This is a genomic window from Morococcus cerebrosus (assembly GCF_022749515.1).
GTDB classification, from domain to species: Bacteria; Pseudomonadota; Gammaproteobacteria; order Burkholderiales; family Neisseriaceae; genus Neisseria; species Neisseria cerebrosa.
Genome location: NZ_CP094242.1, coordinates 736,251 through 756,399, shown reverse-complemented (window position 1 = coordinate 756,399; position 20,149 = coordinate 736,251). Strand labels below are relative to the sequence as shown.

At 49.4% G+C, this 20,149-nt stretch carries 23 protein-coding genes and 1 tRNA gene; 13 read left to right on the top strand and 11 right to left on the bottom strand.

The genetic code is table 11. The features are described from left to right. The first annotated feature begins 2 nt into the window (after window positions 1-2). The 10 genes from MON37_RS03490 (at window position 3) to MON37_RS12295 (ending at window position 8,400) form a co-directional block, all read left to right on the top strand. Window positions 3-386, top strand: coding sequence for an MAPEG family protein (locus MON37_RS03490; protein WP_039410117.1), 384 nt, complete (start codon window positions 3-5; stop codon window positions 384-386). Between the two features lie 92 nt (window positions 387-478). Beyond that, the gene (locus MON37_RS03485) at window positions 479-880 is read left to right on the top strand and encodes a GFA family protein (RefSeq protein WP_039410120.1); all 402 of its coding nucleotides are present in this window, start codon (window positions 479-481) and stop codon (window positions 878-880) included. A gap of 92 nt (window positions 881-972) precedes the next feature. Continuing rightward, a complete protein-coding gene (locus MON37_RS03480) occupies window positions 973-1,395 on the top strand; it encodes a hypothetical protein (RefSeq protein ID WP_039410123.1) in 423 nt (140 codons plus the stop codon). Window positions 1,396-1,477: 82 nt separating this feature from the next. Then, window positions 1,478-1,915 carry a hypothetical protein gene (locus MON37_RS03475; protein ID WP_039410126.1) on the top strand — a complete coding sequence of 146 codons (438 nt, stop codon included), beginning with the start codon at window positions 1,478-1,480 and terminating at the stop codon, window positions 1,913-1,915. A 51-nt stretch (window positions 1,916-1,966) separates the two neighbouring features. Beyond that, window positions 1,967-2,398, top strand: coding sequence for a hypothetical protein (locus tag MON37_RS03470; protein ID WP_039410129.1), 432 nt, complete (start codon window positions 1,967-1,969; stop codon window positions 2,396-2,398). A gap of 16 nt (window positions 2,399-2,414) precedes the next feature. Then, window positions 2,415-2,879, top strand: coding sequence for a hypothetical protein (locus tag MON37_RS03465; protein WP_052242843.1), 465 nt, complete (start codon window positions 2,415-2,417; stop codon window positions 2,877-2,879). Beyond that, entirely contained in the window at window positions 2,854-3,759 is a 906-nt protein-coding gene (locus MON37_RS03460; protein ID WP_242883764.1) for a hypothetical protein, read from the top strand. Before MON37_RS03465 ends, MON37_RS03460 begins: the two co-directional genes overlap by 26 nt. 115 nt (window positions 3,760-3,874) lie before the next feature. Beyond that, window positions 3,875-5,260 (top strand): Re/Si-specific NAD(P)(+) transhydrogenase subunit beta, encoded by a 1,386-nt coding sequence (gene pntB / locus MON37_RS03455; RefSeq protein WP_039410135.1) that lies wholly within the window; start codon window positions 3,875-3,877, stop codon window positions 5,258-5,260. Between the two features lie 930 nt (window positions 5,261-6,190). Next, complete coding sequence (locus MON37_RS03450) at window positions 6,191-7,570, top strand: pentapeptide repeat-containing protein (protein WP_039410138.1); 1,380 nt, start codon at window positions 6,191-6,193, stop codon at window positions 7,568-7,570. Window positions 7,571-8,277: 707 nt separating this feature from the next. Further along, window positions 8,278-8,400 carry a hypothetical protein gene (locus tag MON37_RS12295; RefSeq protein ID WP_278250519.1) on the top strand — a complete coding sequence of 41 codons (123 nt, stop codon included), beginning with the start codon at window positions 8,278-8,280 and terminating at the stop codon, window positions 8,398-8,400. Window positions 8,401-8,545: 145 nt separating this feature from the next. Here MON37_RS12295 and MON37_RS03445 read toward each other — a convergent pair whose 3' ends face one another. After that, a complete protein-coding gene (locus MON37_RS03445; RefSeq protein WP_003759382.1) occupies window positions 8,546-9,067 on the bottom strand; it encodes a thioredoxin family protein in 522 nt (173 codons plus the stop codon). Here MON37_RS03445 and MON37_RS03440 point away from each other — a divergent pair. Then, window positions 9,066-9,251 (top strand): hypothetical protein, encoded by a 186-nt coding sequence (locus tag MON37_RS03440; RefSeq protein WP_052242844.1) that lies wholly within the window; start codon window positions 9,066-9,068, stop codon window positions 9,249-9,251. The two genes, MON37_RS03445 and MON37_RS03440, sit on opposite strands and share 2 nt — an antisense overlap. A gap of 354 nt (window positions 9,252-9,605) precedes the next feature. Here the strand turns inward: MON37_RS03440 and MON37_RS03435 are convergent, their stop codons facing one another. The 4 genes from MON37_RS03435 to MON37_RS03420 form a co-directional block, all read right to left on the bottom strand. After that, window positions 9,606-10,070: a low molecular weight protein-tyrosine-phosphatase gene (locus MON37_RS03435; RefSeq protein WP_039410141.1), complete on the bottom strand. Its 465-nt coding sequence runs from the start codon at window positions 10,068-10,070 to the stop codon at window positions 9,606-9,608. A 7-nt stretch (window positions 10,071-10,077) separates the two neighbouring features. Further along, window positions 10,078-11,178 (bottom strand): hypothetical protein, encoded by a 1,101-nt coding sequence (locus MON37_RS03430; protein WP_039410144.1) that lies wholly within the window; start codon window positions 11,176-11,178, stop codon window positions 10,078-10,080. Window positions 11,179-11,291: 113 nt separating this feature from the next. Continuing rightward, on the bottom strand, window positions 11,292-11,885 hold the full coding sequence (gene ribA / locus MON37_RS03425; RefSeq protein WP_039410147.1) for a GTP cyclohydrolase II: 594 nt from the start codon (window positions 11,883-11,885) through the stop codon (window positions 11,292-11,294). Continuing rightward, entirely contained in the window at window positions 11,878-12,546 is a 669-nt protein-coding gene (locus tag MON37_RS03420; RefSeq protein ID WP_039410151.1) for a hypothetical protein, read from the bottom strand. The genes ribA and MON37_RS03420 overlap by 8 nt, the downstream gene beginning before the upstream one ends. A gap of 133 nt (window positions 12,547-12,679) precedes the next feature. Here MON37_RS03420 and MON37_RS03415 point away from each other — a divergent pair. Both MON37_RS03415 and MON37_RS03410 read left to right on the top strand, forming a co-directional pair. Further along, window positions 12,680-12,764: transfer RNA gene (locus MON37_RS03415), tRNA-Leu, on the top strand. Between the two features lie 207 nt (window positions 12,765-12,971). Further along, the gene (locus MON37_RS03410) at window positions 12,972-13,247 is read left to right on the top strand and encodes an Arm DNA-binding domain-containing protein (RefSeq protein WP_082013666.1); all 276 of its coding nucleotides are present in this window, start codon (window positions 12,972-12,974) and stop codon (window positions 13,245-13,247) included. A gap of 353 nt (window positions 13,248-13,600) precedes the next feature. On the opposite strand, the gene MON37_RS03405 is transcribed toward MON37_RS03410, so the two are convergent. The 6 genes from MON37_RS03405 to MON37_RS03380 all read right to left on the bottom strand — a co-directional run bounded on the left by MON37_RS03405 (window position 13,601) and on the right by MON37_RS03380 (window position 20,134). Next, window positions 13,601-14,983: a TolC family protein gene (locus tag MON37_RS03405; RefSeq protein ID WP_039410154.1), complete on the bottom strand. Its 1,383-nt coding sequence runs from the start codon at window positions 14,981-14,983 to the stop codon at window positions 13,601-13,603. Between the two features lie 75 nt (window positions 14,984-15,058). Beyond that, a complete protein-coding gene (locus MON37_RS03400) occupies window positions 15,059-15,349 on the bottom strand; it encodes a helix-hairpin-helix domain-containing protein (RefSeq protein WP_039410156.1) in 291 nt (96 codons plus the stop codon). Window positions 15,350-15,547: 198 nt separating this feature from the next. Beyond that, a complete protein-coding gene (locus MON37_RS03395; RefSeq protein ID WP_242883762.1) occupies window positions 15,548-16,525 on the bottom strand; it encodes an IS30 family transposase in 978 nt (325 codons plus the stop codon). A gap of 120 nt (window positions 16,526-16,645) precedes the next feature. Then, the gene (locus tag MON37_RS03390; RefSeq protein WP_039407561.1) at window positions 16,646-17,122 is read right to left on the bottom strand and encodes a DUF1877 family protein; all 477 of its coding nucleotides are present in this window, start codon (window positions 17,120-17,122) and stop codon (window positions 16,646-16,648) included. 152 nt (window positions 17,123-17,274) lie between these two features. Then, the gene (locus MON37_RS03385) at window positions 17,275-17,949 is read right to left on the bottom strand and encodes a glutathione S-transferase family protein (protein ID WP_039407563.1); all 675 of its coding nucleotides are present in this window, start codon (window positions 17,947-17,949) and stop codon (window positions 17,275-17,277) included. Between the two features lie 247 nt (window positions 17,950-18,196). After that, window positions 18,197-20,134, bottom strand: coding sequence for a MacB family efflux pump subunit (locus tag MON37_RS03380; RefSeq protein WP_039407566.1), 1,938 nt, complete (start codon window positions 20,132-20,134; stop codon window positions 18,197-18,199). Between the last annotated feature and the right edge of the window lie 15 nt (window positions 20,135-20,149).

The window sequence follows — 20,149 nt, the reverse complement described above, 5'->3', positions numbered from 1 at the left end:
GCATGACTTTAGCCTATTGGTGCATCCTGATCGCATCGCTGCTGCCGCTGCTCTGCTCTTTCATCGCCAAAGCGCAGGGCGGTTTTCAGCCGTCGGACAACCGAAATCCGCGCGATTTCCTCGCCCGAACGCAAGGCTTGTCGGCGCGTGCCAATGCCGCGCAGCAAAACGGTTTTGAAGTGTTTGCTCCGTTTGCCGCTGCTGTTTTGGTGGCACACGCCACAGGCAACGCCGCACAAGCGACCATCAACCTTTTGGCAGTATCGTTCATCGCCTTCCGCATTGCTTATATTTTCAGCTATCTGAAAGATAAACCGAGCCTGCGTTCGGCAATGTGGACGGGCGGATTCGTCTGCACCATCGGGCTGTTTGTAGCCGCTGTCTGACAGCGGGGTCGTCTGAAAACGAGCGACGTAAGTTTTGGCAACACCGTTTCAGACGACCTAGAAGTCAGCTTTCAAATATAAGGAGTTCGATCATGAAAGCAAAATGCCTGTGCGGCAACGTATCTTTAGAAGTGGAACACGACAAACATGTCCACGCCTGCCATTGCGGCATGTGCCGCACTTGGGGCAGCGGTGCGACGTTTTCGCTGATTGCCGCCAAACCGCCGAAAATCGATGGCGGTGAAAACATCGCCCGCTACCATTCGTCCGAATGGGCGGAACGCGCGTTCTGCAAAAACTGCGGTACACATTTGTTCTACCATTTCCTGCCGAACGACAGCTATTTCGTCTTCGCCGGGCTGTTTGCCGACAACGCCGATTTCAAATTGGAAGAGCAGATTTTCATCGACGCCAAAGCCCCGTATTACGAACTGGCAAACGACACGCCCAAGCTGACCGAAGAAGAATTTTTGGCACAATTCGGCGGCGGATAATGTCGCTTGGGGCAACGGCCGTCTGAAAACCGGGCGGGGTTGAGCTTACCAACCCGACCTGCCCTGCTATGAAATACAAAGGAAATTAATATATGGAAAAGTCTTCCATTATTACCTTGATTTCATCATTTTTTCTTACTGCTTGTGATTTGGGCTTTCCAAGGATGTCTGTCAATTATGATCACCTGCCTAAAGGAGAAATCAAAGAATATATTACTAAAATATTTCCCAACAACCCGGAGAAAGAAGAGTTGGGGAAAATGGTTTCGTCCCATTTAAACGGCGACAATAGCCCTGAAAATACCCAAAATGTAGTTTCAAATATGGGTATGACTTGTGTGGCAGAAAAAGAGTTTTGCGAATATAACGGGTATATTCGGTCAAGAGCTACAGGAGGGCATTCCGGAAGCGGTCGTGCAAAACATATTTACCGCATCATTGTCTCTCCTAAAAAGGGGTTGGATTCTTTGAACGTTGAAAAACAAATCGTAGAAGATACTGAAAAAGGAAATTGAAAATGGCAGATACCGAAAACTATAAAATCGTTAAATCACAACTTATGCTCATTAAACAAATACACTTTTGCAAGAATTAAATATGCTGCACAAAAAATTGCTATTGGTATCTACTTTTATGTTGTTTGTGTTTTCAGCAGGTTGTGAAGCAGACAGCCACGAAAAACATTCTGAAATTCAACAATCGACCTTAAAAGGGAAAAGAAACATGTCAAATTTGAACTTAATGTTAAATGAAGTCTTTAAAATCCGTATTACAGACATTTCAAGTCAACGTGCAGATGTCAGCCATATCGTCTCAAAATATATTTGTTCAGGTACTTCCCAACACGAAATAAATAATATTATCTCTGACAAGTTTGATATTTTAGAGAATTCAAATAACAAATTGCTTATTCATTATAAAAAAGGTGAAGGTAATTTGGGTAATAGACGTGATTTGTATATCGGCTTATTCTTTGACAGAAATGGAAATTTATTGGGTAACACCTCCTACTTAGATAAAAGCAACAATTTATAAAATATTAAAAAGTTATTAATTAAAAAATAGAAGTCTATCAAAGGATTCATCATGAAATTTATAAATTTAACGATATTATCACTTGTTATATCACTTATATGTTTATCGGTTTGTGAAGCAAGTAACCATGAAAAAAATTCTAAAACCCAGCTATCAACCTTGAAAGAAAAAAACAATATGCAACCCTCAAGTCCCATGCTGAATGAAATTTTTGCCAGTGAAAAATATACCGCCGGAGGGAAGGTAAAAGATGTTACCTATATTGTCTCCGAATATTTACCGATTGGTTCTTCTAAAGAAGAGGTTATTAATAAGTTAAGCGATATGAATCAACACTATACTGATGAAAGAAATGTTATTTATGCAGGTTATGGCAGGCAGGTTCATCCAATGATTCCTTATCCTTCGGTCAGTATTGTATTAAAATTTAATAATTTAGGCTATTTGGAGGATATCGATAGTAAATTTCATTATGCTCAATAACAATAGGAGAATATAAATGGCAAACGAAAAAATAGAAGTCGGCTACAGGCATATCGGCACATTTGCAGTATTGCCAATTACCCTATCACTTATTTTTTTATCAGCCTGCGAGGCAAGCAATTATGAAAAACACTCTGAAGTTCAACAATCAACCTTAAAAGGAAAAGGTAATATGCCGACCCAAAGCCCCATGCTGAACGAAATTTTGTCTATAAAACGAGAAGCTATACCAAGATGGAGTACGATTGATGTAAGTCATATCATATCTAAATATTTACCACTTGGTTCATCGCGAGAACAAGTAATAAATTCATTAACCCAAATGAATCAAAATTATCATGAGGTAGATGGAGTTATACACGCAGGATACTTCAAGCAGGAATTACCTTTTGTACCTACACCAAGAATTTCAATAATGTTGAGGTTTAATAATAATGGTTATTTAGAAAAAATTGATGCTACCCTTAACTATGTTGAATAAGAAAATGAATATGGTTAATGAAAAAATAGAAGTCGGCTATCGGCATATCGGTACATTTGCAGGTGTGGAATATCATCATAAATTTTTACTCTATACCGATAAAAGAGGCCAACAGTACAGCATCAGTGGTTGGGCAGGACAAGAAACTTCTCCGCAGCTTCCTTTGGGGAAAATTCATATTGAAACTGGTTTACCAAATCATATAGGTTTGCCATACAATACTCACAACCCAGATAATATCAATAATAAAGATACTGCTTGGTATTACAAAAATGGCTCACCAATTTCTCCACAAAAGCAATACCGAGAACTGATCGCCGAAGCTCCCGATTTATCTACCAAATGGCAGGAAATGGTACGTAATGCCCAAAGCAAGGACAATATCTATCCTTACGACTTCTTGAGGCAAAATTCCAATACCCTTGCCGATACCTTATTACGCGAAGCAGGCTTTCCCGAACCTGAAAAAGACGGAATATTCCGACATCTTGCCCCGGGTTCGGGAAATAAACTGGATAGGAATCTCGTACCGCAACATCCTGACGATGCAGGCATTTCCGACCTGAAGGACTTGAGTTATCTTGAAGAAGAGGAATTCAAAGAAAATCCCCAATATGCCATGCAGACACAGTCAGAACCTGTTGAGAATCCCAAGCCCCAATCCAAATACGAAGAAACTATGGCTATGCTGCAAGGATTATTGAATGATACCGACGGTTCGTATGCAAAAAAACTTTTGGCTGATAATCCTGACAAAGTTGCCAGTTTCAATGAAAGGGTCCAACAGGCTTTAGAAGAAGAGCGGCAACAACAGCTAGTTGCTCAGGAAAACCAAAATATTCAACAAGAACAACAACGAGGCTTCTCCCGTTCTGTCTGAAGCAAACATTGCCCTGACTAATGCAGCTTGAAGAGGCCGTCTGAAAAACGGTTTTCAGACGGCCTTAATACCTGTTTCACAATCAGTTACTTTCACAAATAATTGGAGAATCACCATGTCTTCAGGACTCGTTACAGCGGCGTACATCGTAGCCGCGATACTGTTCATCTTCTCGCTGGCGGGGCTGTCCAAGCAGGAAACCGCTAAGCAGGGCTGTTATTCCGGCGTAGCGGGGATGGCGGTCGCCTTGTTTGTTACCGTGTTTTCCGAAAACACCCACGGGCTGGGCTGGATCATCATCGCCATGCTGATTGGCGCGGCCATCGGCATCTACAAAGCCAAAAAAGTAGAAATGACCGAAATGCCCGAACTGATTGCACTTCTGCACAGCTTCGTCGGCTTGGCGGCGGTTTTGGTTGGCTTCAACAGCTATATCGCACCGGGCAACGTTTCGCACGATATGCACACCATCCATCTGGTCGAAGTCTATTTGGGCATCTTCATCGGCGCCGTAACCTTTACCGGCTCGCTGGTCGCGTTCGGCAAGCTCAACGGCAAAATCAGCAGCGCGCCGTTGCAACTGCCCGCCAAACACAAGCTCAACCTCGCCGCATTGGTTTTATCCTTTATCCTGATGCTGGTGTTCGTATCCGTTGACGGCAGCGGCTTCATCCTGATCCTGATGACCCTGATCGCCCTCGCATTCGGTTGGCACTTGGTCGCCTCCATCGGCGGCGCGGATATGCCCGTGGTCGTGTCCATGCTGAACTCCTATTCCGGCTGGGCGGCCGCAGCGGCAGGCTTCATGCTCTCCAACGACCTGCTCATCGTCACCGGCGCACTCGTCGGCTCCAGCGGCGCGATTCTGTCCTACATCATGTGTAAAGCCATGAACCGCTCCTTCATCTCCGTCATCGCAGGCGGTTTCGGTACCGACGGCTCGGCCGCAGCCTCAGGCAGCCAAGAAGTCGGCGAATACCGCGAAGCCAAACCCGCCGAAGTCGCCGAAATGCTGCGCAACGCCAGCAGCGTCATCATCACCCCGGGCTACGGCATGGCAGTGGCGCAGGCACAATACCCCGTTGCCGAAATCACCGAGCTTTTGCGTAAAAACGGCGCCGAAGTACGCTTCGGCATCCACCCCGTCGCCGGCCGCCTGCCCGGTCATATGAACGTACTGCTCGCCGAAGCCAAAGTACCCTACGACATCGTGTTGGAAATGGACGAAATCAACGACGACTTCCCCGAAACCGACGTAGTGCTGGTCATCGGCGCGAACGACACCGTCAACCCCGCCGCCCAAACCGACCCGAACAGCCCGATTGCCGGTATGCCCGTATTGGAAGTGTGGAAGGCAAAAGAAGTCGTCGTCTTCAAACGCTCGATGAACACCGGCTACGCAGGCGTACAAAACCCACTGTTCTTCAACGAAAACAGCGTGATGTGCTTCGGCGACGCGAAGAAAACCGTTGACGAAATTTTGGCGGAATTGAAGAAATAACATCCGAAACCAAGACAAAAGGTCGTCTGAAAACCCGATTCCAAGGTTTTCAGACGACCTTTTCTTATGAACGCACTACGCCAAACATTCTATCGTCGTCATTTCCGCCCCCGCCTACGCGAGGACAGGCTACGGCGGGAATCCATCGGAAATCCTAAGGAACAGATGTTTGAAAAACAGTTGCCGAGATTTAAAAGTGGATTCCCGTCGTAGCCTGTCCTCGCGTAGGCGGGGGCGGGAATGACGGTAGTTGGGCAGAAATTTATGCTGCGACTTGCAGCCTGCCCCCTCTCCCATCCGGCGGGAGAGGGCAGGGGAGAGGGTGGCTCTACGGGTTGCACGAATTTGATTTTCCCTCAAGCCGCAAAGCCACCCCCATCCTAACCTTCCCCCGCCGGACGGGGGAAGGAACAAGGTTGCTGATACGGCAAGGGGTCGTCTGAAACCGCAAACTCAATTTCAGACGACCTTTTCTTATAAACAAATCACGCCAAACACACCGCCGCCGTCATTCCCGCGCAGGCGGGAATCCATCGGAAATCCTAAGAAACAGATGTTTGAAAAACAGTCGCCGAAATTCAAAAGTGGATTCCCGCCTGCGCGGGAATGACGGTAGTCAGGCAGAAATTTATGCCTCTATGTGCAAGCCTGCCCCCTCTCACGTCCGGCGGGAGAGGGTTGGGGAGAGGGCGGCTTTACGGGCTGCACGAATTTGATTTTGCCTAAAGCCACAAAGCCACAAAGCCACCCCCATCCTAACTTTCCCCCGCCGGACGGGGGAAGGAACAAGGTTGCTGCTGCGACAAAAGGTCGTCTGAAACCGTAAACTCAGTTTCAGACGACCTTTTTCTTTTTTGCCTCCACGCAATACTATAAAATTCGGGCTGCTGTTGATAGCGACTCCAATGATGATTAATAAGGAAATACAGAATGGGAAATGTAGCTTTTGTTATTGACCATAAGTGGGCGATTATAAGCATCCTAGTTGTTCTGATTATTTTATGCTGGGTACTTTTTGGTAAAAAATGGAGCAATGTATTAAAAGTCTTTTGTGCCGGGACATTTTCCATCGTTATTTTTGATATTTTATTTAATTGGTTTGAATTTTATTCTAAGGATTCGATAGACACTTTATCTGCGGGTTTTTGGAATTTCATTATTCTGATTGTTTCTGCACCAGTCGCTTTTGCAATTTGGCATTTCCGTGATGAAAACAACAAACAGCAAATCGAGAACCAGCGCAAAGACATTAATCTGAAAGAATTTCAAAAACTGTCCGAATGGGTCAGCGGCGCGCATTTGCCGGAAATAAAAACCGTCAGTAAAACCACGCAGAAAAGCAGCTCAAAAGACGGAGCAGAAATTACAGAGCAAACGATGGAACAATCTGAAGAATATGCCAAAAAACCAAATGCTGCCCATTTCGATACTTTCAGTAAACGGGACGGAGCGGTCGCTTTGCAGATTTCCGCTATCTACAATTTGTTGCCGTTTTTCCGAGGAGATTACGGAGAAAGTTTCCGTCGTCCCGCATTCAACCTATTGAAATCCGCGTGGCAGGCGATGCAGCAGGATAGTTTGAAGAAGTTCGAAAATATTGGTTTACATTATGAAAGGGAGGAAATTATTAGAAATGAAAGGGTGGAGATTATTAGAAAATTGAGAAAATCAGCAGAAAGCCCTATGGGGGTGGCTTTAACGCATGTGTTATTAAGTTTGAATCGGAATAACACGAAACTTAATCTACGGGATTTCCCCGAAATGTTGCCTAATATTTGCTTGGCTGGCATGAATTTTTCGTTGAGTGTAGTAAGTAAAACTGCTAGGGACTTATCAGATTTAAATTTAGATGGAGCTGATTTTCGAGGAGCTATTTTGGACCAAGTTAAGTTTCAAAATAGTCAATTATGTAAAGCTAACTTTCAAAATGCGCAATTATTTGAGAGTAATTTACAAACTGCAAACTTAAAATGGGCTAGGTTAGATAATGCATACTTATGGGCAGTTGATATGGAGGGGACTAAATTAACAGCAGCTTATTTGAATAATGCAAAGCTTTTCAAATGTAAATTGCATTGGAGACAACTAAAGACGAGTAGAAATTTATTATTCGCAAAAATAACAGTTTATGATTTTATTAAAAAAATCTATCCTGATTGGAAAACAGAAAATGATTTTGTGTGGAAAGGATTGGCAAAATCAGAGAAAAGAAAGGTGATGCAACGCTTCTGTGATGAAACAAACCTAATAATTATAAGTAATTTGTCAGGAAAGGAGATGGTTATACCTAAAAAACGTGATGAATACTGATTTGCCCCACAAAGGTCGTCTGAAACCGCAAACTTATTTTCAGACGACCTTTTTTATAAACAAACCACACCAAACACCCCACCACCGTCATTCCTGCGCAGTCGGTAATCCATTGAAAATTCTAAAAAACTGATATCTTAAAAACAGTTGCCGAGATTCAAAAGTAGATTCCCGCCTACGCGGGAATGACGGTAGTCAGGCAGAAATCTATGCCGCGACGTGCAGCCTGCTCCCTCTCCCGTCCGGCGGGAGAGGGTTGGGGAGAGGGTGGCTCTATGGGTCGCACGAATTTGATTTTGCCTCAAGCCGCGAAGCCACCCCCATCCTAACCTTCCCCCGCCAAACGGGGGAAGGGACAGGTTGCCGTTGCTGCACAACAAGTTTCGTGGGCTTTGCCCACGAAACTTGCCGTATGTTAATTCGAAGGATGGCTGTGTTTCTATTCATTTCGTGGACAAAGCCCACGCTACTTGAGTTATCCCAAGCCTGTATTGATTGAATAAACGAGGTCATCTGAAAACCTGATTTTAAGATTTTCAGACGACCTTTTCTTATAAACAAATCACGCCAAACACCCTGCTGTCGTCATTCCCGCGCAGTCGGTAATCCATTGAAAATTCTAAAAAACTGATGTCTTAAAAACAGTTGCCGAGATTCAAAAGTAGATTCCCGCCTGCGCGGGAATGACGGTAGTCCGACAGAAATCTATGTCTCTACGCGCAGCCTGCCCCCTCTCCCGTCCGGCGGGAGAGGGCTGGGGAGAGGGTGGCTCTATGGGCGGCTGCACCAGTTTGATTTTGCCTAAAGCTGGGAAGCCACCCCCATCCTAACCTTCCCCCGTGGGACGGGGGAAGGGACAAGATTGTTGATGTAATAAAAGGTCGTCTGAAACCAAAATCCTGTTTTCAGACGACCTCTCTTCATTCCTTCCGCAAAGTCTTTAACACTCAGACGGAGCAATCTCAAAAGGACAATTTACCGCAAGCCATTTGCGTCCAGCCATTTCTCCAAGTCTTCGGCGCTGATTTTGCCGCCGTTTTCTTCCAAATCGAGTTTGTTGACTTGTTTGCCTTTGCTGTATTTCGCTAGGACGGGTGTGCCGCCGAGTTTGTATTGTTGGCGGAACGCGGTCCATGCTTCTTTGTCTTGGTGCAGGCGGTGGACGTTGACGAAGTAGATTTTACCGTTCAGGTTGCGGCTGGCGATGTAGCGTTTGAACATGGGTTCGAAGGCGTTGCAGTCGCCGCAGCTTGGTCTGCCGATGTAGGCGTAAACGGTGTCTCCGTTGGCGACGCGTTTTTTGAAGCTTTCGACGGTCAGGCTGTCGAGGTGGAAGTAAATGTCGGAATAGGTGTCTTCCAGCCGCTTGGTGTTTTCGGCGGAAAGGCGCACGGCGGTTTGCGCTTCGGACAGGCTGTTTTTCAGGGCTTCGGTTTCACGGTCAGCAGCGCAGGAACACAAGAGCAGCGCGGCGGTCAGGACGGGCAGGATTTTCATGATTCGGCTCCTTGGTTGCGATAGGGAAAAGTATACGCCTTTCGCGGCGGCGGGGTCGTCTGAAACGCTGGAAACGGCTTTTTTCAGACGGCCTTTTGATGTATGGCAATGGGCGGGCGAAGTAGCGTTGTGTAGCGTGGGCTTTGCCCGTGGTGGTTTGGAGGCATCGCTTTCTCGCGGGTAGAACCCGCGCTACGCCGGGGTTTATTTCTCATTCAGCCGCCCTACCCCGGCTTTTTTGTTCGACAAGAGTAAGAATTGTTGCTTTTTGAAAAGATCGTCTGAAACCTAAGATTCGGTTTACAGAACATTTGCTTTGCTTGGAAAGCCCTTGAATGAACCGGATAAAGTAGCGTGGGCTTTGCCCGCGGTGGTTGAGGGCGTCGCTTTTTCGCGCGCTAAGGCGGTGTTTATTTCTCATTCAGCCGCCCTACCCCGGCCATCTCTTCAACAAAAGGTCGTCTGAAACCCAAATTTGAGGTTTCAGACGACCTTTTTTACTGCATTGCGTTCAACTTTAAATGTTGTGTCAACCGATTCAAACCAAGCCCAGCTTTTTCAGCAGCGCGACGCTGCCTGCGTCCACAAGCCTGAAGGTTTCGTCAAAGTCGCCGGTGTACCACGGGTCGGGGACGTGGCGGTAGCCGCTTTCGGGGATGAGGTCGGTGAGTTTGAAGATTTTGTCAGGGTGTTTGCCGAACATTTTTTCCAGTTCGGCAAGGTTGTTGTCGTCCATGGCGATGATGAAGTCGAATTCATCGAAATCTTCGGAACGCACTTTGCTGCTGGTAAAACCTTGATGGTTGATGCCGTGGGCCGCGAGGGTTTTGCGCGTGCCTTGGTGCATGTTTTCGCCGTCGTGCCAGCCGGATGTGCCTGCGCTGTCAGTGCGGACGCGGTGGGCTACGCCTGCTTCGCGGGCGCGGTGGCGCAGGACGTATTCCGCCATGGGGGAGCGGCAGATGTTGCCGAGGCAGACGAAGAGTACGGAATGGTTTTTCATAGGCGGTTTAGGCGTGTTCGGAGAAGAATGGGTTGTGTCCGTCCAGGGACAGGGACTGCGCGTAGGTCGGCAGGTCGGCATTTTCCGGCAAAACGTCGTGCAGGATGCGGATATGCTCGACGCGGCATTCCGCCATCAGGTCGAGGAAGTTGTGTTGGATGACGGCGATGTTGTCGGAAGACGAAAGGTTCCACACGAACACTTGCGGGACGACTTCAAACGCGCTGTCGGTCGCGTTGAAACCGAACAGAATCTGCCCGCCCGCCCTTGCAGCGATGACGACGCCGACGCGCGGACTCTGCATGCGGATGGCGCGGATGGCGTTGGTGGCGAACACGTCCATCGCCATGCGCTGACGGGTGTGGCTGCCGTCGGTCAGGGCTTGGAGCGGGGTGTTCGGAGACAGCGGGTTGGTGAAGAGGGTAACGCCGGCGGTGGCAAGGCTTTCCTGCCAAACCTGCATCAGCGGCAGGCCTGCCTGTTGCAGGTTGATGCCCAAGGCGGTTTGCAGGTTTTTGTCGCCGTAGCCCAGCGCGTAAACGACGTGGACAGACTGTCCTTCGGGGCAGATCAGCGGTTTGTCTTCAAAGGTTTGCAGGAACGCGGCGGCGGATTCGCTGTTTTGTTTCGCGTTCCACCACTGTTCGGGCGTGATGCCGCTTAGGTCGTCTGAATGGGCGAGGAAGGGCAGCCATTGGGTGTTTTGCGTTAAAGCGCGCAAGTGGGGATAGTTGGACAGGCAGGCGGTCAGTGCTTCGGTAGGCAGCGTCAGGGGCAGCGTGCGCTCCTGTTTGCAGCCGGCGACGATGACGACGGGCAGGGCAAACCATTGTGCTTCGTCGTCGTTTTCGGCGGATAAGACTTGATTGATGCTCTGCATCAGCGCGTTGTAAGTCTCTACATCGGGCGCCATGGTCATGGCGACGGACAGGTTGACGTAGTAGTTTTGATGAAGCTGGCTGCGGATTTCGGTTTGCAACTGCCCCACAGCAATCTTGCGGGTTGCAGCGGTCGTGCCGTGTGCGAGCAGGGAGGCGTTTATCAGTAAATGGTTTTTAACCGGAGTCTGTGGATAAGGGCGTGTGTCGTGGAGGATGAAGGTGTTCATATGGATATAAATCGGTGGTTGTCCGGACAGCTCGGATTATAACAATATCGGGATACGGATTGGGAAAAGGTCGTCTGAAAACGAAAAAAGGCGGGGAATACGCCCGCCTGCCCTCAATCAAAAATCATATGTCCCAATTTATCGGCTTTGGTGTGCAGATAACGTTCGTTTTCAACATTCTCGCCGACATGGAGCGGAATACGTTCGACGACATTGATGCCTGCATCTTTCAACGTCTGAATTTTTTCGGGATTGTTGGTCAGCAGCTTGACGGCGCGGATATTCAGATGGTCGTAGATTTGCTTGGCAAGCGTAAAATCGCGCGCGTCAACGGGTAGCCCGAGTGCAAGGTTGGCTTCGACCGTATCCATCCCCTCGTCTTGGAGCTTATAGGCACGGATTTTGTTGATTAAACCGATACCGCGCCCTTCTTGACGTAAATAAACGATGACACCGCGCCCTTCTTGCTGAACCGCTTTCATCGCCGCTTCAAGCTGCGGACCGCAGTCGCATTTTTTGGAAAACAGGGCATCGCCGGTCAAACATTCGGAGTGGATGCGGGTCAGAACGGGGAGGTCGTCTGAAAAATCGCCCATCGTCAAAGCGATGTGTTCTTGTCCGCTCGGTTCTTCAAAACCGTGCATAGTGAAGTCGCCCCATTCGGTCGGCAGGCGGCAGGAGGCGACGAATTTCAAGGTATTATTCATGTTCTTCTTCCTTGTCTTCGATGCCTGCCAATGCTTTCAGCGGCTCGGCAAGTGCCAAAGCCAGCGCCGACCAATCCGTTTGGGCTGCTTCATCGGCTTGATCTTTATCGGCAAATTCAACATGAACCACGCCCAAAACCGTCCCATTTTGAGTAGCCACAGGAATGGATAACTGGCTTCCGCTCCCCTCGTTCCGACTGCCTTGGATTTCGTCCAGCGAAAGCCAATAAGCTATATCGTTGGCAATATTCATCCAACCGCTTTGCGCCGTACGGCAGGCAAGGTAAACCGTACCGTTTTCTTCATGAACCGCCAGCAGGTTCTCCAAAAGCTCGCCTTGTGCTGCGATACGAACCAGCCTTGCATGCGGTTCGCCCGGAAGGTGGATGTAAACCGCCGCGCTTTTGACGGCTGTTGCACGGCTGAATACCGAATCCAAAGCCATGAAAACCTGTTTGAGCAAAACTTCGTTTTCAGGCGTTTCTTCAATATGGTCTGCCAGCTTCCAGCCGTCTTCCTCACGCCACAAAACCGAGCGGTCAATCGAAGCATTGCCCATATCCATCACCGTCTTCGCGGTCAGATAAGCAATACGGAGGTCGTCTGAAGACAGCTTCAAACCCTGTGTCTGTAAAAAATCCTGAATCAGTAAAACAGGCATGATGTTCCTCTTTGATATTAGTGTGTTCCGGCAGATAACCGACCTGCCATTATATCGGTCGGAATAAAGCAATTTCAAGCCAAAGATTGTTTGCAGAGCAGGATACTTTGTGTATAATCCCGAGTTTCATCACGCGGACGTGGCGAAATTGGTAGACGCACCAGATTTAGGTTCTGGCGCCGAGAGGTGTGAGAGTTCGAGTCTCTCCGTCCGCACCAACATACAAAAACGCTTAGAAATTCTAAGCGTTTTTTTTTCGTTTAATCCCGTCTAATGCCATTAACCAATCCTTGTAAATGCAAGGGTTTCAGACTTCTTTATATTCCATTGTTTTCTTTTGGGCTACATAACGCCGTCTAATTTAATCTAATTGAATCAACCAAAATCAGGGGGGATGATTCGGGGTATCTGAAAATACCCCCACTATGCCGCTGAATGACCGACAAATCAAAAACGCCAAGCCCGCCGAAACAGGGAAAAAGACCAAGATGTTTGACGGCGGCGGCTTATATCTTGAAGTTACCCCAGCGGGCGGGAAAGTTTTCCGCCTGAAATACCGTATAGACGGCAAAGAGAAAACATTTACTATCGGCAAATATCCGACCATATCACTGGTAGAAGCCCGCCAAGCCGCCGAAAACGCCCGCTGCTTGCTTGTATCTCCGCCCTACTTTTATATACAACCATTTGTATATAAATAATTTTATTCAGTATTACATTTTATTGTTCCCCGTTTCTCGTCTTTTCCCGTTTACACAAATCTACCCGAATCGGCATAAAAATGTCGGTGCTTTTGTTGGTGCATGGCACAATGCCTCAAAAAAGCACCAACAAAACTACTGATACTGCTGCTCTTTGCGGTGTGCGGAAAAATCAGAAAGAACCAATGCTTAAATCCGCCGTAATTAGCCATTTGCCGTGGTTTTAAAGTAAGTATTTCTTGTACATCAGGTCAGTCAAATAAAGAACTGGCTACATCATCTTCGATGAATTTGATTAACAAAATTAAAAATGCCGTCTGACTTTTCAGGCGGCATTTTGAAATTGCTCATTCCTACTTCGGCGTATAACGTCCCGCCATCGCTTTATACACCATGTTTTCGTATTTCAGCGTCTCGTACCGCTGGTTCAGCACGTTTTGGGCGGAGCCGTATTCCGTGTTCAACGCTTCCAGCCAGTATTTCAGCTCGTTTTTGCCGTGTTGGTAACGCACTTGGTAGTAGCGGCTGTTTTTCTTGTCCAAGGCGTAACGCTGCTCTTGGTTGTTGAGCGCGGCTTGGGCGTTTTGGTAGGCGAGGTAGTTGGTGTTGACTTCGTTCAGCGCGGTGGTCAGGGCTTTTTCAAAGTCGAGTTTGGCGCTGTCGAAATTGGCTTGGGCGGTTTTGTCTTTCCATTTCATGGTCTGCCAGTTGAGGAATGGCAGGTTGATGGTGGCGGAGCCGCCCAAGAGCGGGATATTGAACGTGCTTTTGGCTTTTTCAGACGACGTGCTCAAGCTCGCGCCCAATGTAATCGAGGGATACCAACTGCGTTTTTGCGCTTCGACGGATTGGAGCGAAGATTGCAGGCGGTATTCGGCGGCGCGCAGGTCGGGGCGGTTCGCCAATACGGTAATCGGTACGTCGAGGTTCACGCCTTTGACGGACGGTAGGCGGAATTGCGCGGGGTCGGCAGCGATGGCTTCGTTCGGTTTGAGGTTGAGCAGGTTGCGTAACACCTGTTTTTGCGTGTCGAGGCTGCTTTTCAGGGAAATCAGGCTGTTTTGCGCGCTCAACAGCGATTGTTTCGCCTGCGTCGGCTGGCTGGAATCGGCTCTGCCGTAGCGGAACTTGGCTTCGGCAATGCGGTTGATTTCCTGATATTGCTTGAGGGATTTTTGCGCCAATTCAATGGCTTCGTTGAGATAGGCGATGTTGAAATAGGCGTCGGCGACATTGTTAATCAAAGTCAGGCGCGTGTTCGCCATATCCTGCCGCGTGGCTTGGTATTCCCAGACTTGCGCGTCGGCGGTGGCACTGAGTTTGCGCCACAAATCCAATTCGTAGCTCAAACCGAGCTGGCTGCTGAAGGTGTTGCCGTGGCTGCCGGTTTTCAGGTTTTTGGATGTGGACGCGCCCAGCGAACCGCTGAACGACGGCACCAAATCCGCCCCCAAAATATTCGCCTGATACAGGGCTTTATTGACGCTGATGGCCGCCTGTTTCAAATCGATATTGTTTTCCAAAGCCTGCGCCATCAAGGCATTGAGCTGCCGGCTTTGGTAGATTTCCCACCAGTTGCCGTTCACGTCGTAGCGTTCGGCGGTCTCCGCCGCGCTCATCACCTGCCCCGTCGATTCGAGCGTGAGGTTTTTGTCGGTGCTGTGGACGGCGCACGCGCTTAAGGCAAGGGCGAGCGACAGGGATAAGGCCGTCTGAAAAAAAGGTTTTGTCTGCATATCGTATCTTTCGGTTTAAGGTTTCAGACGAGCTAAACGTTTGGGAGGTCGTCTGAACAATCTCATCGGCTGCGTTTATTTATCGGCTAAAAACGCTTTTCGCTGTTCCGTAAAATGCCACCACGGCTTTGGTTCGTTCCCCTGCATAAAATCAACCAGCGACAGGAAAATATCGATCATGCAGGGATCGTGTCGGGTTGCGGTCAGGCTGCACAGACGGTCGTACATTTCGTAAGCGTCCTGCCCCGCCAAATCCTGCGGCTGCGTGATGCCGAGCAAAGCCAAATCCTCCGCCACGGCTTTGCCGACATTGGGCAGGTCGGTCAGCGTGTTCAGCTTGCTTCGTCGTACTTTGTCGGGACTCATGTTTTAGCCTTTGGTTTGGAGGTCGTCTGAAAACCTGCAATCGGATGGATCAACTTGTTTTCGCGGGCGAAGCCCACTCTACTTTTGCTGCCGTCATTCCCGCCTGCGCAATAATGACGGCAAAGGCATTTCTTATTTGAATTTATGTCGGATACAAGTATCCGACCTACTTTTTTCAGACGACCTTGGATTCGGATTTCAAGTGCAACACCAGGGTACCAGTGGTTGGAACAGATTCAAGAATAAAACACTTGGCGTTTCGTAGCCAAGTGTTTTTCTCGGCCGGTGGTTCAACTCATCTTGAACCCTGCGTATCTCCCGATCGCTGATGTTTCGGAAATCGGTTTGTTTGGGGAAATATTGCCGGATGAGTCCATTGGTGTTCTCATTCAGCCCTTTCTCCCAAGAATGGTAAGGGCGGCAAAAATAGGTTTTCGCCTTCAAGGCTTTGGCTATTTTGGTGTGTTGGTGGAACTCTTTGCCGTTATCCATGGTGATGGTGTGGACTCTGGCTTTATATGCCTTTAATACCCTAATGGCCGCCCGGGCAGTGTCTTCGGCTTTTAAGTTCTTTAATTTGCAGATGATGGTGTAGCGGGTAGTGCGTTCGACCAAGGTCAATAACGCGCTTTTCTGATTTTTGCCGACGATGGTGTCGGCCTCCCAATCGCCGATGCGGGTTTTCTGGTCGACGATAGCAGGTCGGTTTTCTATGCCGACGCGGTCGGGCACTTTGCCTCTGGTCCATGTGCTGCCGTAGCGTTTGCGGTAGGGTTTGCTGCATATTCTGAGGTGTTGCCACAAAGTGCCGCTGTTGCTTTTGTCTTGGCGAAGGTAGCGGTAAACGGTGCTGTGATGGAGTGTGATCCCGTGGTGTTTATGCAGGTAGGCACATACTTGTTCGGGACTGAGTTTGCGGCGGATAAGGGTGTCGATGTGTTGAATCAGCTGCGAATCGAGTTTATAGGGTTTTCGCCGGTGCTGTTTGGTCAGCCGGCTTTGCTTCTGTGCTTTTTCGGCGCTGTATTGCTGTCCTTGGATGCAGTGCCGCTTGATTTCTCGGCTGATGGTGCTTTTGTGGCGGTTGAGCTGTTTGGCGATTTCGGCGATGGTGCAGTGGCGGGACAGGTATTGGATATGGTATCGTTCGTCTTGGGTCAGTTGTGTGTAGCTCATGGCAATCTTTCTTGCAGGACAGGCCGTATGCTACCGCATACTGGCCTTTTTCTGTTATGGAAAGTTGCACTTCAAATGCGAATCCGCCGACCTCTGCCCATTCAAACAAGTCGTCTGAAATCATGAAATCCTGACCACTACGCCGCAATGCTGTTCGGCGGCAGTTTGGTAGAACGCGGCAAGTTCTTGAAACCGCTGCGCCAATTCCGTACGGGTTTCGGCAAAGGCTTTTTCGTCGCTCCAAATATCGGGGTAGATTTGGCTGTTTTGGAAATCTGCTGCGGTTTTGCCGTCAAGCAGCGCGGCGAAGTCGGCTTGGTTCAGGGCTTGGGCTACTTCAGCGGTTTCGGTATCGTCGATCCAGCCGGTGTGTTCGCCCGCTTCTTCGTCCTGCCGCAAAATGTTGCCGATAATGGCTTTGCTCAACGGGTTTGCCGCGTCGGCATCGTCCGAGCCTTTGCCGGTCAGAACGAAATGCAGCGCATCCCATAGTTTGCCTGCGCCGTATTCGGATACGGCGGCAGGAGTGCCGGAGGAAGCTTTGATTTGTTCGATGCCGCTTTGCGGATGGGCAGCGTATTTTGCGTAAACGTCCATAGGTTTCCTTGTATTGAAGGCTTGAGATGCCTGTTTCGGGAGGGGTCGTCTGAAAAATGTTGCGGGTTCGGACGACGCTCGGGCTGTTTTCGCAATGTATTGTGTGAATCGTGCGTCGGGTTCTGACCCGACTTTTGCTTTTTCAGACGACCTTATTTATCCAAACGCAGCAGCGGGCCGCCTGCTTTCTGTACCGCCGTTTGATAGGCATGGTCGTTTTCAATGCGCTGCAAATAGGCGCGGATGTTGGGATATTCCGCCAATCCGAAGCGGTCGGCGGCGGCTTGCAGCGGGTAACTCATCATGATGTCCGCGCCGCTGAGTTGGTTACTGATCAGCCAGTCTTTGCCGTTTAATTCGTTTTCGACATAGGCTAGATGCAGGGCGGCTTGCGGCTCGATAAAGCCGTTTTTGACGTTGCCGCTGATTTTGCGTGCGACGGGTTTGACGAAAAACGGCATGGGCGCGTTTTCTATTTTGCGGAACACTAATCTGAGCAGCAACAAAGGCATCAGCGAACTTTCGGCATAGTGCAGCCAGCGTTGGTAATGCCAATAATCTTGGCTGCCGCGTTCGGGCATGAAGCGTCCGCCGCCGTAGGTTTGAATCAGGTAGTCGGTAATCGCGCCGCTTTCGTTGAGTACGAATCCGTCGTCGTCGATAACGGGGGACTTGCCCAGCGGGTGTACGGCTTTGAGTTCGTCGGGCGCGAGCAGGGTTTCGAGATGACGCGCGTAGGTTTTGATTTGATACGGCGCGCCGATGAGTTCGAGCAGCCAGACGATGCGCAGGGCGCGGGATTGTGCCAATACATGTAGGGTAATCATTCGGTTTTCCTCGGTGTGTGTATAGTGGATTAACTTTAAACCAGTACGGCGTTGCCTCGCCTTAGCTCAAAGAGAACGATTCTCTAAGGTGCTGAAGCACCAAGTGAATCGGTTCCGTACTATCTGTACTGTCTGCGGCTTCGTCGCCTTGTCCTGATTTTTGTTAATCCACTATATGTTCATTGTGATGACAATAGCCAAACGGGATTTTCAGACGACCTTTTGGGTTTGGAGGTCGTCTGAAACTTTAATCCTTAGACAAGGCATCAATCGGATTGAGTTTGGAGGCTTTGTTGGCGGGCATGAAACCGAACGCCACGCCGATGGCTGTCGAGCAGACAACCGCGCCGATAACGGAACCGATGGAAATTTCCATCGGAAATTCGGTGACGAAATGGTTGAACACAAGGCTGATGAGCGTGGACAGCCCTACCCCGACCAAGCCACCAATGATACAGATTAAGACCGCTTCAATCAGGAATTGTTGCAGGATGTTGTTGCGCCGCGCGCCGATCGCCATGCGCACGCCGATTTCTTTGGTGCGCTCGGTTACGGACACCAGCATGATGTTCATCACGCCGATACCGCCGACAACCAATGAAATCAGGGCGATGGAGGAAATCAGCAGTTTCATCGTGCCGGTAGTGGTTTCAACCATTTGCTTGATGCTGTCGCTGTTGTTCATGAAAAAGTCTTCCGTACCGTGCCGCGTTTTGAGCAGCTCGGTCAGTCCTTTTTCGGCGACTTGGGTGTTGGCGTCGTCTTTGATTTTGACGGTAATCGAGTTGGTGTGGCTTTCGCCGGTGATTTGGTGCATTACGGTCGTATAGGGCGACCAGAGCATCAATACGTCCGAGTTGCCGAAGGAATTTTCTTCTTTTTGCATCACGCCGATGACGGTCAGCGGGCGTTTATTGAAGAGGACGGTTTTACCCAAGGGATTGACGTCCGCGCCGAACAGTTTTTCTTTGGTGTTTTGGTCGATCACGACGACTTGCGCGTCTTCTTTCACATCGCTCTCGTCAAACAGACGCCCTGATTCCAGCTTCAGCCCGAGTACGTCGAAATATTGTTCGCCCACGCCGTACAGCGAGGCGGACAGGTCGGTGTTGCGGTAGGTCAGCGTGCCGCCGGAAGTCGTCTGCGGGGTGGCGGAAGCGACGTAGCTTTGTTTGGCGATGACTTTGGCGTCGTCAATGGTCAAGGTTTTAATCCTGCCGCTACGTCTGTCGCCGAAACCGCGTCCGGGGAAGATGCTGATGGTGTTCGTCCCCATCGCGCTGATGTCTGCGAGAATTTTTTTCTCAGAACCGTTGCCCAAAGCGACGACGGATACGACCGAGGCAATGCCGATGATGATGCCGAGCATGGTGAGGAGCGAACGCATTTTGTGCGCCATAATCGCCTGCACCGACATTTTGAAGGCTTCGACGAATTGGTCGTAATAAAACAGCCACGAAGATTTTTCTTTGATGCGTTCTATTTTGCTTTCGGGGATTTCGGGATTTTTTGAACTGTCGGAGATGATTTCGCCGTCGCGGATTTCGATGATGCGGTTGGCGATGGCGGCAATACCGGGATCGTGCGTCACCATAATCACGGTATGCCCTTCTTTATGCAGCTTTTGGATGATTTCAATCACATTTTTGCCGCTGGCGGTATCGAGCGCGCCGGTCGGTTCGTCGGCAAAGATGATTTCGCCGCCGTTCATCAGGGCGCGGGCGATGGAGACGCGCTGTTGCTGACCGCCGGAAAGCTCGCTGGGTTTGTTGCCTTCCTTGCCTTCCAAACCCAAATCCTGCAACAATTTTTCCGCACGATTAGAACGCTCTTTGCCGCCCATGCCCATATACACGGCAGGCAGGGCGACATTGTCCCGCGCCGTCAGCGAGCCTAACAAGTTGTAGCGTTGGAAAATAAAGCCGAAGCGTTCGCGCCGCAATGCCGCCAATTCGTCCGGCTCCATTTTGGCGGTTTCGATGCCGTCGATTTGATACGAACCCGAAGTCGCGCTATCTAAACAGCCGAGGATGTTCATCAGCGTGGATTTGCCCGAACCGGACTGCCCGATGATGGCGACGAAATCGCCCTTCTCTATCGACAGGCTGACATCTTTCAAAACATGAACGCGGTTCGCGCCGCTGCCGAAGTAGCGGTTGATGTTTTTACATTCGATTAAGCTCATAAGTGTTTCCGACCG